Genomic DNA, 16,273 nt, shown 5'->3' on the forward strand with positions numbered 1-16,273 from the left:
TTAAATCACTGATTAATATAAAATAACGTCATTTAATTAAATAATTAAACGCTTTATAACGTAAATTATTTTGGTTATCAAAACTTTTAAAGTACATTAAACAAAAATTTAGATTTATTATATTTATTTATTTTGAAATAGTATATAATAATATCTTTTTGTCTATTAAAATTTTCCTTTTTAACAATACTCATTTGATATATACTTATAATAATGAAATGATTACTTTAGGAGGAAGTAAGCTTATGCTTAACAAAGTATGGTTTCGAACAGGAATCGCACTGATTATCTTGTTTGTGCTAATTAAATTATTTATGGAGGTACAAAGCGTTTTTGCCCCTATCGCAACAATTATTGGCTCTGTATTCCTTCCATTCTTGATTAGCGGATTTTTATTCTATATCTGCTTACCTTTCCAAAACATCCTTGAAAAATGGGGCTTCCCTCGTTGGGCTAGTATTTTAACAATATTTATAGGTTTAATTGCAATTATCGCTATTATTGTAGCTTTTGTTGCGCCGATTATTTTGTCAAATGTTAATAATTTAATTAAGGCTACGCCAACATTACAACGTGAGGCTGAAAAAATTATTAATTTCTCACTTAACCAAATGGATAAATTACCTAGCGATGTAACTAATCGTATCAATTCTGCTGTAAAATCAATTGGCGATAGTTTGACAGGTATCTTAGCAAATTCATTTACTTACATAACATCATTGATTTCTACTATATTCTTATTGGTTATGGTGCCTTTCTTCTTAATTTATATGTTAAAGGATCACGAAAAATTTATTCCTGCAACTGCTAAATTCTTTAAAGGAGAACGTAAAGTCTTCGTTGTTGGTTTATTAAAAGACTTAAACTTTACTTTAAAATCTTATATTCAAGGTCAAGTAACAGTAAGTGTTATCCTTGGTATTATCTTATATATTGGATATACAATCATCGGTTTACCTTATACACCATTACTTGTATTATTTGCGGCTTTTGCCAATTTAATTCCTTTCTTAGGACCATGGTTATCATTTGCACCTGCCGCAATTCTAGGTATTATTGATAGTCCTACGACATTCATCTGGGTATGTATCGTTACGTTAATTGCACAACAACTTGAAGGTAACGTTATCACTCCAAATGTTATGGGTAAATCTTTAAGTATTCACCCGCTTACAATCATTGTAGTAATCTTAGCTGCTGGTGATTTAGGTGGATTTACACTTATTTTAATTGCTGTGCCTTTATATGCAGTACTTAAAACGGTTGCTAGTAATGTATTTAAGTATCGTCAACGCATTATTGATAAAGCAAACAGTGATGTTAAAGATTAATATTATTACAGAAAAGCGCTACTCTATCGACATAGAGTAGCACTTTTTTTGTAAGGTATAAGAAACTTCATTTTCCAAAAAATAAGACTTAATGCATCGAGCGCATTAAGTCTATATATCATCCAATTATTTAATTGCGTGGAAACCACTGTCTACGTGGATATTCTCACCAGTTACACCACTTGAGAAATCACTTAATAAGTAAGCTGCTGTTCTACCAACTTCTTCTTGGTCAACGTTACGTCTTAATGGCGCACGTTCTTCGATTTCTTTAAGAATTGTATTGAAACCGCCAACGCCTTTTGCACTTAATGTACGGATGGGGCCTGCAGAAATTGCGTTAACACGGATATTATCTGGACCTAAGTCGTAAGCTAAATATTTAACGTTCGCTTCTAAACTTGCTTTTGCTACACCCATAACGTTATAGTTTTGAACAGCAAATTCTCCACCTAAATAAGTTGTAGCTACAATACTACCACCATTAGGCATGATTTTTTTAGCTTCGTGGGCAACGATAGTTAATGAGTATGAACTAATATCTTGAGCTAATAAGAAACCTTCGCGAGATGTTTCTGAGAAACGACCACGTAAATCTTCAATATTTGCAAAAGCGATTGAGTGATAAACGCCATCAATATTTCCAACTTCTTCGCCAATTTTAGCGAAACCATTTATAACATCTTCATCTTTTTGAACGTCAATTTGGTATAATTTTGGATCTTGTTGATTTAATTGATCTAATAATTTTTCTAATTCTTTACGGCTACGATCTTTACGGTATGTAAATACTAACTTAGCACCTAATTGGTCTAATACTTTAGCCACACCGAATCCGATACTACGTTTATTAGCAATACCCATAATAACGAATGTTTTATTTTCAAGATTAATCATGCGAATAACTCCTTATAATCATTTATTATTTAATCTGTAAACATATTGTTTAAAACAATAAAGAATACTTTAATGAATATATTTTACCATTCTTACTAAAGATTTATAAAGCAATATCAGTCTTTTATATAAAAAGAAGGTACACCAATATATGATGTACCTTCTTTTCAAAAGTTCTAATAATAGAATTCAAGTTCTGATTTCAATTCATCTACATATTCTTTAGAACCTGTGACGATTAAACGGTCTTTATATCTAAGTTGTGTATCACCATGCGGGACGATAGATTCATTATTGCGAATAATTCGTACGAAGATAATATCGCCACCAAATGGGAAGTTACGTAATTGAATATTTTCATATTTATGATTAAGCATTTCAATTTCATATAATGATGTTTCAACGTTACTTAAGATGTTTAACATATTTGGTGTTTCAATTAAACCTTGAAGGAAGACCCTGTTACTAATAAAGTTACTGAATACTTCAATACCTTCCACTTTCATTTCATCATCTTCACTACTACTTTCCAGTCTGCAGATAACTCGCTTCACATCATGTGCTTTAGCTAATTTAGCAACATCTCGGTTTAAGCTATCATCATTAGCTGAACATACTACGATATCTTGATCGAATAATCCTAATCTTTCTAACAAATGTTCTTCATACTCCGAAATTTCAACCACTATGACGTTATCTGGTAAATTACGTTTATCACCTAAATCTTTACGATAATACAACGTCACATTATATAAATGCGGTGATAAGTTTCGAACAATCGGGATAGTTAATTGGTTTTTACCAATTAAGGCAATATCAATTTTGCGGTTTGCTTCATCTGGAACTGGAAAGACCTTTTTAAAAATAATAGGTACAAACACACATGTGATAATCGCACTTAATATTAAAATACCTGACATCTCAGAAGAAATCGTATGTAATTGTTCCGCAATTTTTGCTGATGCAATAACTAATGACAATGTTGATGTTAATAAGAATGCTGACGCTATAGTTGTTTTACTATCAAACCAACGTCTGATGAAGAAGACTGGAATTAATTTTGAAATAATAAAAGCTAAAATTAACACAGGTATAATTAGTAATAATGATGGTTCTTTAATTAGAGAAGGAATATTTAAATCTACACCAACCATAATAAAGAATATCGGAATAAAGAAACCGTATCCAAATGAGTCTAATGTATGTACTAATTCTTCGTCCGGTTTTAATAAAGAGACAACTACACCTGCTAAGAAAGCGCCTAATATATATTCAGCACCAACGCCTTCAGCTAATGCGACTAATAATATAATTAACGCAAAAATGGCTCTAATACCTATTTGAGTTGTTCCGCCAATTAAACGATGTAGAAACTTCATACGTTTAAAGACGACACCTAATACATAAAAAATAGCTGTAAAGACTAGTAGTATAGCTGACAACCATACAGAACTACCACTATTACCATTGATACCACCGTAAACAGTTAATAAGACCATTGTTACTAAATCGGCTAAAACCGCAACAAGTAGAATAAATTGACCAATGGTAGTACGCATAATGTTCATTTCTTTTAATGTAGGTACTACGACGCCTAATGAAATGGTTGAAATGATAATAATCATTAGTAAGACATCATCTACGAGTCCTAACCATTTAAATACGTAAGCTAAGATGATTGAAATAATCATGATAAACGCAAATACTGTTAAAGCTAAATTAAGATGACTTGGTACATGTTTTTCATTTTTATTGGTACCTTGTCGGTTCCTTGTATCTTTTTTAAAAGTACTAAAATCAATTTCAAGACCACTTAAAAACATTAAAAAGATAAAGCCAAGTGTTGAAAGAATACTAAGTACACTATCCTTTTCAACAATATTTAAAAATGAGTGGCCAATAATTATCCCCATAATAATTTCAGCCACTACTACAGGTAAAAACGTAATATTTAATCTATTCACAATGATTGGTGTGAAAAATGCTGCTACAACTACAATTACTAGAGAAAAAAACTCCATTTTGTCCCCCTATGTTAAATATGACATGAATGTTGTTGCCAATCCGAAATAAATTAACATACTAACAATATCGTTAATTGTAGTAATAAATGGACCACTCGCTACTGCTGGGTCAATATTTAATTTATTCATTAATAATGGAATCATAGAACCTACTAAAGTACCGACAGTCATTGCGATAGTTAGACTGCCACCAACGATAAGTGCTAAAAACGGTTGACGATATAATATTACAATGATAATGAAAAGTACAGTGGCACAAACAATGCCTGATAAAAAGCCACTACCCGCTTCTCTTAAAGCAACTTTAAACTTACTTTGCTCGTCAATTTCTCCAGTAGAAATATTTCTTACAGAAACCGCAAGCGATTGGGTACCTGAATTTCCTGACATCCCACTGATGATCGGTATAAATGCTGCTAATAAAGCAACTTGAGCTAATGTATCTTCGAAACTACCTAAAATCGTCGCGGTAATCATGCCTAAGAAAGTTAATACAATAAGCCATGGTAAACGTTTGGTTGCAGTCTTCACAACTGAATCGTTCGTTGAGTCAATATCTGATACCCCGGCTAAGCGAGAGTAGTCTTCACTAGCCTCTTCATCCATAACGTCTAAGATATCATCAATCGTAATAATCCCTAATAGATGACTTTGGTAATCTACTACGGGCATTGCGATAAAGTCATAGTCTCTCATTTTTTGTGCAACGTCCTCTTGGTCCTCTGCTACGTCAACACTAATCACACGCGTATTCATAATATCTTCAATATAAGCATCATTTTCGGCAACAATTAAATCTCTTAAAGATAAAACACCGACAAGTTGGCCAGTCGTATTGACTGCAAAAATAACATAAATTGTTTCGGCATCAGGTGCTTGTTCTTTTACTAACATTAATGCTTCTTTTACCGGTGTATCTGAATCTAGCGAAATATATTCGGTAGTCATAATACCACCGGCAGTATCTTCTTCATAATGTAATAAGTCTTTTATTTCGTTTGCTTCATCACGATGCATTAATGTAAGTAAACTAGCTACTTTCGGTTTTGATAATTCATTCAAAATATCTACCGCGTTGTCGGAAGACATATTTTCCAATACTTTACTCGCATAATGCGCATCCATAGTGTCAAATAAGTCTTCATATTCTTCTTCATCTATTTCTAATTGATCGAAGAATTCAGCGACTTCTTTAGGAGATAAAAACTCAAAAATCTTTTGTCTATTCTCCGCCGTTGTATTTTCAAAATACTCGCTTTGTTCATATTCATGAATCACTAAAAATTCTTCTCTGAAACGATCAATATCGTCTTGCGCTAAAATGTCATCTAGTAGACGTTTATTATATTCTTCTAGTTCATTTTTGTCGTTTATTTCTATTTCTGACGACACGTGAAGTCCCTCCTATTTAAAAATCACATTTTATTATATATGTATTCTAATCGCTTATAATCAATAGTTATTTCAATTTCTTTATTATATATCGGATGTATAAATCTGACTTTATAACATTGTAAAGATTGCGTGTTAATTTTAGGATGACTTCCATTATATAAATCATCCCCAACTAAAGGGTGTCCTATAAAATCAAAATGTACTCTAATTTGATGCGTGCGACCTGTATGCAAGATCACTTCACATAAACTCGCTTTATGATTATGTTTTAACGTCTTATAGGACGTTTTGGCATATTTACCTGTGGGCGATACCGTTCGAGTGATAATACTATTATCATCTCGCGCAATAGGTGCTTCAATAATATCGTTTTCTTGCGTTGCACCATAACATACACAAATGTAGCGTTTGTCTACATTTATAGTGGACATCAAATGATGGATGTGTCCATGTTTAGCAAAGATAACAATACCACTAGTATTGCGATCTAAGCGTGTTACTATGTGAGGTACGATAATCTGTTGTGAATGTTTGTCATCAACTTCATCTTGCTTAGGAGAAGAATGATTTAGATAATACAATACACGCTCGATTAAACTGTCATGGGGATGTTCTCTTGAAGGCGTACTATTTAATTGTATAGGCTTAGCTATAACGATTAAATAATCATCTTCATAGATTACTTCAATTGGCGCACTTGAAGGAATAAGATATTCACTAGGATATTCCTGAGGTAACTTAACAACTAATTGGTCATCTTGTTGCATTAATTTACGCACAGTGACAGGTAATTTATTTATAATTAAAGCGCCATTAAGTTTAATGGCGCTAATTGTTTTTTTAGAGTAATGATGCCGTTGTAAAAATGACTTGAGTGTTTCTTCATGTTTAATATCATAAACAAATCTCATCGTTCATCGTCACTTTCAATAAACGAATCATGTACTCTTTTCCAAAATGGGAACGGACGAAAACGTGCAAATCTTACTTTTTCATTGGCTACTCTAAATTGTATAGCATTCACATTTTTATGTTTAAGGCTTACATGGTCAATTGTAGTGCGAATCGTATCATGGTTAACAGGCGTTATTAAACAAGTGTGATGCTTCGGTAGTACTAAAGGCGAACCCACTGTTCTAAATACTCTATTATTAATAGAAGCTATTTCCGCAATTTGCATCGCTTCAAGCGAAGGATGAATAAGTGCCCCACCTAACGCTTTATTATAAGCAGTAGAGCCAGATGGTGTAGAAATACATAAACCATCTCCTCTAAAGCGTTCAAAATGCTTTCCTCTGATACCTACATCTACGACTAATGTAGAGCCATTTTCAGTTTTCATCGTTGCTTCATTAAGTGCTAAATAACGTGTTTCATATCCATTATCATTATATCTAACAATGATTTCTAGTAATGGATATTCAATAACTTGAAACTCTGAATTAGTTATTTCAATGATTAACTTTTCAACTTCATGAGGTAACCAATCTGCATAAAACCCGAGATGTCCCGTATGTACACCCACAAAAGCCACTTGTGACAACATATGACTATATTGATGAAAGGCTTGTAATAAGGTGCCATCTCCTCCAACTGATATTACAATTTCTGGATTATCAGCATCTTCAATCATATGGAAATCTTTCATATGATTAATCATCTTATGTTTTAATGCATTGGACTTAGAATCACCTTTAGACAAAATCGTATAACGCATCGTCTACACCCCATTAGTCATGTTTTTTAGCACGTTTTTGAGAATAATATTTTTGTGCTTCTTGAATTTCTTCTTTAATCTCAGACATCTCTTCATCTAATAGATAAGCCGCTTCTGCAGCGCGTTCAAGACGATGCTGAATTTCAGCAGGATAATCCCCATCATATTTATAACGTAACGTATGTTCAATCGTCGCCCAGAAATTCATCGCTAACGTACGAATTTGAATTTCAGCTAAAATTGACTTTTGACCATTTAACGTTTCAATTGGATATTCAATAATCACGTGATAAGAACGATAACCACTTTGTTTAGTATTATTAATATAATCCCTTTCTTCTACGACTTTGAAATCTTGACGTTGACGCAACATATTGACTACCACATCAATGTCATCAACGAATTGACACATCATTCGTAGTCCCGCAATATCGTACATTTCTTCACGCAATCGATCAAATGGGATTCCCCTTTTATTTGCCTTATCAATAATGCTTGTAATTGGCTTAACACGGCCCGTTACAAATTCAATGGGTGAGGCATGTTCTCCAACTTCATATTGTTTACGCAAACCTTTTAGCTTCACCTTTAACTCATCAACTGCTTGTTTATATGGTGTTAAAAATTGATCCCATTGATTCATAATGTTTCACTCCGCTTCACTTTAGTTCGAAAGTTTCTTCAACAGCTGAAACAAACTCCTTACCATAGTTATTATTTCCTTCAACATTCTCCAAGATATAATCTAACTCCTCTTGGAAATGCTCTAATTCTAACTCATCATTCACGATAACTTTCTTGTCTCTATTCTCATGTAACATCGACCAAGTTTCTTGGACAAATATGAGATAAGAATAAGATTGACCATCATCTAATATGTATGCAAATCCATAATTATCGCTATCAACAAGCATTTGTCCTACTTCAACCAATCCATCAGTTGGATCCTCTGAGTAGCAATAAATGCCATCGTCTTTAATTTTAATTTCATTTACATAAATACGCATGCTTGTTCCTCCTTATTATTCCTTCCTAGTTTAACATAATTTCTCCTTATAACACACGCCTGAACTGAAGATAAACCTATAGTAAATTCAGTTATTAATGTTTAAATTACTTATCTATACCTTAACTCTATGATATGAATACTCATAAATAAGGTTATTGCTTTAAATTTTTAAATTTCTCCCTCATAATGAAAGACAATAATGATTAAACCATGCTTAAAGAGGAGTAACACATGGCTACAAATAATGAAATAGAATTCAAACAATTATTAGATTCTCAAACTTACGATAAATTTAAAGTTGCTTTTTTTGAAAATGCAGAACCATTTACGCAAACAAATTATTATATCGATACGCCAAACTTCAAACTACGCGACCATAAATCAGCATTAAGAATTCGCGTAAAAAATGGTACTTATGAAATGACCTTAAAAGTACCAGCCGAAGTTGGTTTAACAGAATATAATCATATGGTAGATATTATTCCGTCAGTCGATTTAGCAATCTCAAAATCCGAATTACCGAATGATATAAAAACTATCTTAGATGACTATGGTGTGGAAGAACACGAACTAAGCATCTTAGGTGCATTGACTACATACCGCATGGAAACACAATATCAAGATGAATTATTAGTATTAGATAAAAGTGAATATTTCGATAAAACCGATTATGAATTAGAATTCGAAGTACACGATTATGAAAGTGGCTTAGAAAAATTTAATACTTTATTGAGTAAATTCGATTTGAAACATCAAACTCCTAAAAATAAAGTTCAACGCTTTTTTGAGTATAAAGCTCAAAACGCTAAATCTTAAGCGAACTTAGTCAAAAGTCGAATTACTTTTAAATGTAAAAATTCATGTTATATTAGATATATATTAATGGAAATTGGTGATATTATGTCTAAAACACCGTACGAAATTATAGGCGAAACAGCACTCTATGACATGATTGACCATTTTTATTCACTAGTTGAAAAAGATGATAGAATCAATCATTTATTTCCTGGGGATTTCAAAGAAACAAGCAGAAAACAAAAACAGTTTCTTACTCAATTTCTAGGGGGACCTAATTTATATACACAAGAACATGGACATCCCATGTTGAAGATGAGACATATGGAATTTAAAATAACAACATTCGAACGTGACGCTTGGCTAGAAAATATGCACACTGCAATTACCGAAGCTCAATTTCCAGCTGGAGTTGGAGAATACTTATATGAACGACTGCGTCTAACTGCTAATCACATGGTAAATTCCTAAATTTAATTGAAGGTGAGTAAAACATGGCTGAAGAACTTAAAATTGTAGACAATAAAAGTCGTGAAGATGCGAATCTGTCACCTGTAAATAAAATCGAAATTTATTCATTTTTTGATCCGTTTAATACAGATTGCTTCAAGTTATCAGCGATTATTTCAAAGTTAAGAATTGAATATAAGCAATATATCCGTATTAGACACATTTTAAACCCGTCTTTAAAGGTTCTTACCAAATGCCAAGCTCAAAGTACATCAGACTTTGACAATATTGCTTTAGCTTATAAAGCGGCAGAATTACAAGGAAGACTAAGAGCGGAACGCTTTATTCATTTAATGCAGAATGAAATTATTCCTAAACGTGATATCATCACTGAGAAAATGATTTGTGATTGCATTAAAAATGCTGGTTTAGACTACGATGTTTTTAAGGAAGATTTACAGAAGAATAAACTTACTGAGAGCTTAAAAGTAGACTTGCATATTGCACGTGAAATGGAAATTGAACAAGCACCCTCATTAGTATTCTTCAATGAAGACGTACATGAAGAAGGATTAAAGGTTGAAGGATTATACCCTTATCATATTTACACTTATATTATTAATGAATTAATGGGTACACCTATTGAGAAGAACCTTCCACCTAAAATAGAACATTATATTCAGAAGAAACAACTCGTAACTATGGAAGAACTCCTAACCATTTACGAGTGGCCAGAAAAATTACTTACTAAAGAATTAAAGAAACTTGCGTTACAACAAAAAGTTGAGAAACTTGATTATCCTGAAGGAGAATTTTGGCAATCAAAAATGCCTAAAATATAATTTTTATAATTATGAAAGATTAGCCATTCAATGCTTTACGTTATTAGTATCATTGAATGGCTATTTCTATATCTCCCACATTTAAGGTTGGACAATTCCATTTTTGATTTTTACCTTATCACCAGTTTGAATCTTGTCATATTGTTTTTTAGGCAAGACAATGACCCTATCTCCGTGTTTGGTTTTAATAGTAACTGTATATAATGATTCGTTCTTTTTCATTTGCTGTTTCAACATGTTGAGCTGATAACTTTTATCTTTATTCTCTTGATCATGAAAATGAGTAGCAATGAGATAATAAAAAAGCCAGTTATTATAAAATCCAGTAGATAAATATTGGGCAGCCATGGGCGAAGAAGAACTATATCTTCTTTTAGGGTTCAATAACGAACGTGTCTGCCTACTATATTGATTAGCTCCTTGCTTTTGTTTAGCAGAACTTCTCATAGCATTTGAATTAATACTACTAGTCCTAGCTGCTTGTTCAGCTGCACGTTGACTTGATTGTCTTGCTGAACGTGACGCATTAGCTGCACTTGAACGACTCATCGAAGAACTAGAAGACGTAGAACTTCTAGCAGCAGATGAACTGCTTGATGACGAACTACTTGCACTCGAAGAAGAACTACTTGAGGAACCTCCACTCGAAGTAGCTGCATCTAATTGATTTGTAGGACCCATAGTATATAACAATCCGACTATGCTTAAGCAACTAACTACTTTAAAAACTTTCTTCATTCAACGCCCCCCCTTTCTATTTAGTTACTTTATCTTTCGACACAGCTTCCCCTTCTACTTCATCATCACCATAAGTCATATAAGGTGGTCGATAAACGTGGATTTTGCTACCGTCTTTAATTATGTATGGTTTTTCATTCCCATTACTTAAAATATGTTCATATACTTTATCTAAATCTGTTCTTTCGATATGTGGTTTGTGTTGCTTATCTAAATACTTAATTTCAACATTAGGTGAATCTGCATCTCCATCATTTAATACTTCATAATAAACATATTCATATTTTTCAGAGTCTTTACTTTCTTTAGAAGGCTCCTTTTGTTCGCCAGAATCGCCACATGCTGCTAATAATACAGTTAAACATATGATACTTATTAGTGAAATAAATTTTTTCATTCATATCCCTCATTTCATAGTTTTTTCATAAAATTATCTATACTTAATTGTAACAATAACTTATTAAAAATCAGTAATGTGATATTAATTATTTTATTAATATTCGGTATGAATATAATACTGGAAAGTAACAACATAATTATAATTTTATAAATAAATTTTAATTTCATAAAAGTAATTAATTAAAGAGTTTTATAATAAAAAAGAATAATAGAAGGAATCTAAAAATTGATACAAAAAAACGCCGTGTCTGATTACACGACGCTAAACAAAGGGGATGGGAGAAATTTTTCACTTCAAACAAAGGGGTATGTTTGTTATGTGATTAATTTCATGTTCATAATATAACACGCTCAAATAGGTGTTTCAATAACTACATCCCCGAAAATTAAAATTGTCACAAACTTGACAAATTGAAAACGGATACAGTTTATTTACGCTTTCATAAGTTTTTCAAATGCGTCTAATTTTTGTTCAAATACTTCACATGCTTGTTCAATAGGTTCTGGAGTAGTCATGTCTACACCGGCATTTTTAAGGATTTCTATTGGATAATTTGAACTACCTTTTTTCAAGAATTCATTAATATATCTTTCAACAGCTGGTTTACCTTCTGTTAAGATTTGATGACTTAAACTTTGAGCAGCACTGTAGCCAGTTGCATATTGATATACATAGTAATTCATATAGAAATGAGGAATACGAGACCATTCTTTACTAATATTGTCATCAGTTTCTACAACATCACCAAAGTATTGTTTATTTAATTTAGCGTATTCTTCATTCATACGTGTAGAAGTAAGTGGTTCACCCGCTTCTTCAATTTGATGAATTTTATGTTCAAATTCAGCAAACATTGTTTGACGGAATAAAGTTGCTCTGAATCTTTCTAATTCTTGATTTAATAATAATAAACGATGTTCATCATCTAAGTGTTTATCCATATAATCACTTAATAACGCTTCATTACATGTAGAAGCAACTTCTGCCACAAAGATTGAATAATCACTAGAGTTAGATGGTTGGTTCTTACGACTAAAGTAACTGTGTGCTGAGTGACCAAATTCATGTACAAGTGTATATAAATCAGATACTGTATCTGACCAATTTAATAAAATAAATGGATTTGTTAAGTGCGCACCTGAAGAGTAAGCACCTGAACGTTTACCTTTATTCTCGTAAACATCAACCCATTGATTATCAAGTCCTTCTTTAATAACGTTTAAATATTCCTCGCCCATTGGTGCTAACGCTTTTAACATCCAATCTTTTGCTTCATCATATGGCATTTCAAATTTAACGTCTTTAACTAATGGAGTATATAAGTCATACATTTTTAAGTCATCAATGCCTAATAGTTCTTTACGTAATTGCGTATATCGATGCAATAACGGTAAATACTTGTGTACAGTTTTGACTAAGTTATCATACACTTCTTCTGGAATATGATTATTACTTAAAGCGCGCTCACGAGCTGATTTGTAGTTATGTGTACGTGCATTAAAAACGTTCTTTTTAACTTCACCAGCTAGAGTTGCACCTAAAGTATTGTTATATGAACCATAACCTTTATAAACGTTATTGTATGCAGATTGACGTAATTCACGATCGTCAGATTCTAAATATTTAATGAATGTACCTTGAGTTAAAGGATGTTTGTTTCCATCTTTATCTATTGCATCTTCAAATTCTAAATCTGCATTACTAAACATACCGTAAACATTACTTGGTGTTGATAAAGCATCTTGTACTTCTGTTAATAATTTTTCTTTTTCAGCATCTAAAATATGTGGACGTTTTTCATTAATTAATTTCAAATCAAATTCATAACGTTTTAAATCTTCGTTTTCATTCACAAATGATTTTAATTTATCTTCATCAATTTGCAAAATTTCTGGAACTAAGAAACTCCAAGCTGAACTAATTTTAATAATTAATTGATGCGCACGAGATTCAAAACCAGTATATTTATCGTTTGATGTATCTTGGTCTTGTTTTAAGTGTGCATAAACATAGACTTGTTCAAGTTTTGTTTCAATTTCATCTTCTAATGCTAAAGCATTGTATAATGTTTCTGCACTGTCACCTAAATGACCTTTAAATTGTTCTTCTTTTCCAAGGTATCCTTCAACTTCTTTTAATGCACTTTCGAATGCATCGTCACTTTCAAAAATAGTTGTTAGATCCCAAGTGTGTTCAGGATATTTACGTTCCTGTTCTTCTCTTGTTAATTGTTGACTCATAAGTAAACCTCCTATACTTGCTATTGATTCAATTTTCTCATTAAATAGTTTATATTGCACGTCTTAACTACTATTAGTCACATTAACATACGCATTTATAAGTTCAGAAGTAAGAGAAAGTTGATCATAATTATTCAAATAGAAATGTCTAAATCTTAAGTATTTTATAAGTGAATCTTTGGATAAATTATTTTGATATTTAAGGAGGTTTAATTGAAGCTGCCATTGAACTGGATGATTTTCAATATAGAGCTGTTGAGGAAAAATAAAACCCGAAGAGTTACAGACATCTGTATCAGTCATTCTAAGCTGATACATCGCACTTAAAGTGGGTTCTAATACTGAATTTTTACGACGACATTGTTGAATGTATTTGGTAATTTTGTCGTTAGATAGCTTAAAAGTATGCCAATATAATACTGTGTCATCGTTTTTAATATTATTCATTTGCAATATTTCTTTTTTAGCTAAAAACTTTCTCCCTTCTAAATGCTGAATCTGACTATATTTATATAATAATTGCTTACTTTTATCCCAGGTGATAAGCGTTCGTATAAGAGGGTTAATAAAGTATGCTTGAAATGTATTAAGATGTAAAACCCCTTTATGATACTTGGCATCTTCAATTATCCAGACCACCTCTACGCCTAAGCTTTTAAAACCTAATGAGCGTTCTCTAATTTCTTGTAAACTAATTCTTGAAAATTGAATCTCCATAGCAATCTTCGAATCAATTAAAATATCTGGATACTGCATTATCGTTGGACAATAAGGTTCTATTTCTACATTATAACCATGTTGTTTTAATAAATTTGCGATAAAAAACTTAGCATAATAGTGTTTTTCAGTTTCTGCTTTAGCACATTTTCTATGTACATTACTTTTATGTGCATAATGTGTAGTTACTTTGATTCCCTTTTTCAAAATGAGTTCTGTCTTGCAATAGGGACAAAAGTAGTCATTCTCCTTTAAAGCCTCAGTTGCACGCACACGTTCTCCATGTTGATTAATTGCTACTAACATTTGGTCACCTCATAGATATAAACGTGTGAAGTGGTCGTTTTACTTTTCAAAATACAAAAAAATCGAAGTACTTATCGTACTTCGATTCGTAATTACAATTTATTCAGCTGCGTCTGTAAAATAACGACGAACTTGTGATGTCACATTATGACTCATAATAATCTTAGCGTAATCATTTAAATAAACTTCAGTTCTGTCAGTTGGGGTAGCAAACTCTAATAATTGACTATAACTGTCATTAATCGTTTCTTGATTAACAGAATCATCAAAGTGAATTGCGTAATAATAATTTGATTCATGCATATATAATAAATCTTCGAATTCATCTGTAGCTTGATTATTATGGTAAGCATAATTAATCACTTGCTCTAAATCGTCAAATTTAACAATAATTGTTCTTATACGAGCATGTGGTTTAGAACGTTTAGGCTCAGTTTTTTGAGCTTGTTTCTGTTGGGCACGTTGTTCAAATAAATCTTCAATACTTTCTTCTTGTTCTAATGTATTTGCTAGCAATTCATTTACTTGCTCTTCAAATTGCTCATTCGCATCTTCGTCAGACATATGCATTGCATCTTCATTTTTAGATTTAGAAATTGTCACTTCCACGCCTTTTTCAAAAGCATGTACTTGAATCCATAACGGACCTTCAACAACAAAGTCTTCTTCTTCATTGATTTCATCCATCATAGACCAGAAGAATTCTTCACCGCGTTTGCGATTAGTCCATAAATCTTCACGGCTAAATCCACGTGCTTCAATATCACTATATGTTATAAACAATTTGACTGTTGTATCATCAACGCGTTCTATTCTCATATCATCTCACTCCTTACAGTCGATGAATAGTAACCATATTGTATTAGAACGTAAGGTAAATTACAATCTATTTGTTTGATTAAATTTTACTATTAAATACTTAAGGCTTATACTAACATATTCCCTTTTTTAGTTACAAAAAACAGCACTATAACAAGTGCTGTTAAATATAAATAAATTTAGTTTTTAATTTTAGTCTACTAAACGTTGTGCTTCTTGTAATTGGAATGTACGAACTTTTCTTGGTAAGAAACGTCTAATTTCATCTTCGTTATAACCAACTTGTAAACGTTTTTCATCTAAGATAATTGGACGACGTAAAAGACCAGGATTATCTTGGATAATAGAATATAAATCTTGTAATGGTAAAGAATCAATATCCACGTTTAATTTTTGGTAAGTTTTAGAACGAGTTGAAATAATTTCGTCTGTACCGTCTTCAGTCATTTTTAAGATTTGTTTAATTTCATCAATTGTTAAATGTTCAGAAAAAATGTTACGCTCCGTATACGGAATGTCATGTTCTTGTAACCATGCTTTCGCTTTACGGCAAGATGTGCAACTTGGTGAAGTAAATAATGTTACCATACATC

17 protein-coding genes are annotated in these 16,273 nt (G+C 31.9%); 4 read left to right on the forward strand and 13 right to left on the reverse strand.

Translation table 11 applies throughout. From position 1 onward, the window contains the following. Positions 1–245 precede the first annotated feature (245 nt). Positions 246–1,331, forward strand: a complete 1,086-nt coding sequence (cozEa, locus tag CD128_RS07370) for a lipoteichoic acid biosynthesis protein CozEa (RefSeq protein ID WP_103329371.1) — start codon at positions 246–248, stop codon at positions 1,329–1,331. A gap of 126 nt (positions 1,332–1,457) precedes the next feature. Here cozEa and fabI read toward each other — a convergent pair whose 3' ends face one another. From fabI to CD128_RS07405, 7 genes are all read right to left on the reverse strand, one after another. Continuing rightward, positions 1,458–2,228, reverse strand: a complete 771-nt coding sequence (gene fabI, locus CD128_RS07375) for an enoyl-ACP reductase FabI (protein ID WP_103329372.1) — start codon at positions 2,226–2,228, stop codon at positions 1,458–1,460. A 176-nt stretch (positions 2,229–2,404) separates the two neighbouring features. Continuing rightward, positions 2,405–4,249, reverse strand: a complete 1,845-nt coding sequence (locus CD128_RS07380; RefSeq protein WP_103329373.1) for a monovalent cation:proton antiporter family protein — start codon at positions 4,247–4,249, stop codon at positions 2,405–2,407. A gap of 9 nt (positions 4,250–4,258) precedes the next feature. Then, entirely contained in the window at positions 4,259–5,644 is a 1,386-nt protein-coding gene (gene mgtE, locus CD128_RS07385; protein ID WP_103329374.1) for a magnesium transporter, read from the reverse strand. A gap of 23 nt (positions 5,645–5,667) precedes the next feature. Beyond that, positions 5,668–6,558 (reverse strand): RluA family pseudouridine synthase, encoded by an 891-nt coding sequence (locus CD128_RS07390; RefSeq protein ID WP_103329375.1) that lies wholly within the window; start codon positions 6,556–6,558, stop codon positions 5,668–5,670. Next, entirely contained in the window at positions 6,555–7,364 is an 810-nt protein-coding gene (locus CD128_RS07395; RefSeq protein ID WP_103329376.1) for an NAD kinase, read from the reverse strand. Before CD128_RS07395 ends, CD128_RS07390 begins: the two co-directional genes overlap by 4 nt. A gap of 13 nt (positions 7,365–7,377) precedes the next feature. Then, positions 7,378–8,007 carry a GTP pyrophosphokinase gene (locus CD128_RS07400; protein WP_103329377.1) on the reverse strand — a complete coding sequence of 210 codons (630 nt, stop codon included), beginning with the start codon at positions 8,005–8,007 and terminating at the stop codon, positions 7,378–7,380. 16 nt (positions 8,008–8,023) lie between these two features. Further along, positions 8,024–8,371, reverse strand: a complete 348-nt coding sequence (locus tag CD128_RS07405) for a UPF0738 family protein (protein WP_103329378.1) — start codon at positions 8,369–8,371, stop codon at positions 8,024–8,026. Positions 8,372–8,604: 233 nt separating this feature from the next. Here CD128_RS07405 and CD128_RS07410 point away from each other — a divergent pair, with 233 nt between their 5' ends. The 3 genes from CD128_RS07410 (at position 8,605) to yjbH (ending at position 10,460) form a co-directional block, all read left to right on the forward strand. After that, entirely contained in the window at positions 8,605–9,189 is a 585-nt protein-coding gene (locus CD128_RS07410) for a CYTH domain-containing protein (protein ID WP_103329379.1), read from the forward strand. A gap of 84 nt (positions 9,190–9,273) precedes the next feature. Next, the gene (locus tag CD128_RS07415) at positions 9,274–9,639 is read left to right on the forward strand and encodes a truncated hemoglobin YjbI (RefSeq protein WP_103329380.1); all 366 of its coding nucleotides are present in this window, start codon (positions 9,274–9,276) and stop codon (positions 9,637–9,639) included. Between the two features lie 23 nt (positions 9,640–9,662). Further along, entirely contained in the window at positions 9,663–10,460 is a 798-nt protein-coding gene (yjbH, locus tag CD128_RS07420) for a protease adaptor protein YjbH (RefSeq protein WP_103298925.1), read from the forward strand. An 81-nt stretch (positions 10,461–10,541) separates the two neighbouring features. Here the strand turns inward: yjbH and CD128_RS07425 are convergent, their stop codons facing one another. The 6 genes from CD128_RS07425 to spxA all read right to left on the reverse strand — a co-directional run bounded on the left by CD128_RS07425 (position 10,542) and on the right by spxA (position 16,268). Beyond that, entirely contained in the window at positions 10,542–11,198 is a 657-nt protein-coding gene (locus CD128_RS07425; RefSeq protein WP_103329381.1) for a hypothetical protein, read from the reverse strand. 16 nt (positions 11,199–11,214) lie between these two features. Further along, positions 11,215–11,595 carry an LptM family lipoprotein gene (locus CD128_RS07430; RefSeq protein WP_103329382.1) on the reverse strand — a complete coding sequence of 127 codons (381 nt, stop codon included), beginning with the start codon at positions 11,593–11,595 and terminating at the stop codon, positions 11,215–11,217. A gap of 434 nt (positions 11,596–12,029) precedes the next feature. Then, positions 12,030–13,838: an oligoendopeptidase F gene (pepF, locus tag CD128_RS07435; protein ID WP_103329383.1), complete on the reverse strand. Its 1,809-nt coding sequence runs from the start codon at positions 13,836–13,838 to the stop codon at positions 12,030–12,032. A gap of 63 nt (positions 13,839–13,901) precedes the next feature. After that, a complete protein-coding gene (locus tag CD128_RS07440) occupies positions 13,902–14,861 on the reverse strand; it encodes a competence protein CoiA (RefSeq protein ID WP_103329384.1) in 960 nt (319 codons plus the stop codon). Between the two features lie 99 nt (positions 14,862–14,960). Further along, the gene (gene mecA / locus CD128_RS07445; RefSeq protein WP_103329385.1) at positions 14,961–15,680 is read right to left on the reverse strand and encodes an adaptor protein MecA; all 720 of its coding nucleotides are present in this window, start codon (positions 15,678–15,680) and stop codon (positions 14,961–14,963) included. Positions 15,681–15,872: 192 nt separating this feature from the next. After that, positions 15,873–16,268, reverse strand: coding sequence for a transcriptional regulator SpxA (gene spxA, locus CD128_RS07450; protein ID WP_103166349.1), 396 nt, complete (start codon positions 16,266–16,268; stop codon positions 15,873–15,875). Positions 16,269–16,273 lie beyond the last annotated feature (5 nt).

Origin of the sequence: Staphylococcus croceilyticus (genome assembly GCF_002902575.1) — a bacterium.
Lineage (GTDB): Bacteria > Bacillota > Bacilli > Staphylococcales > Staphylococcaceae > Staphylococcus > Staphylococcus croceilyticus.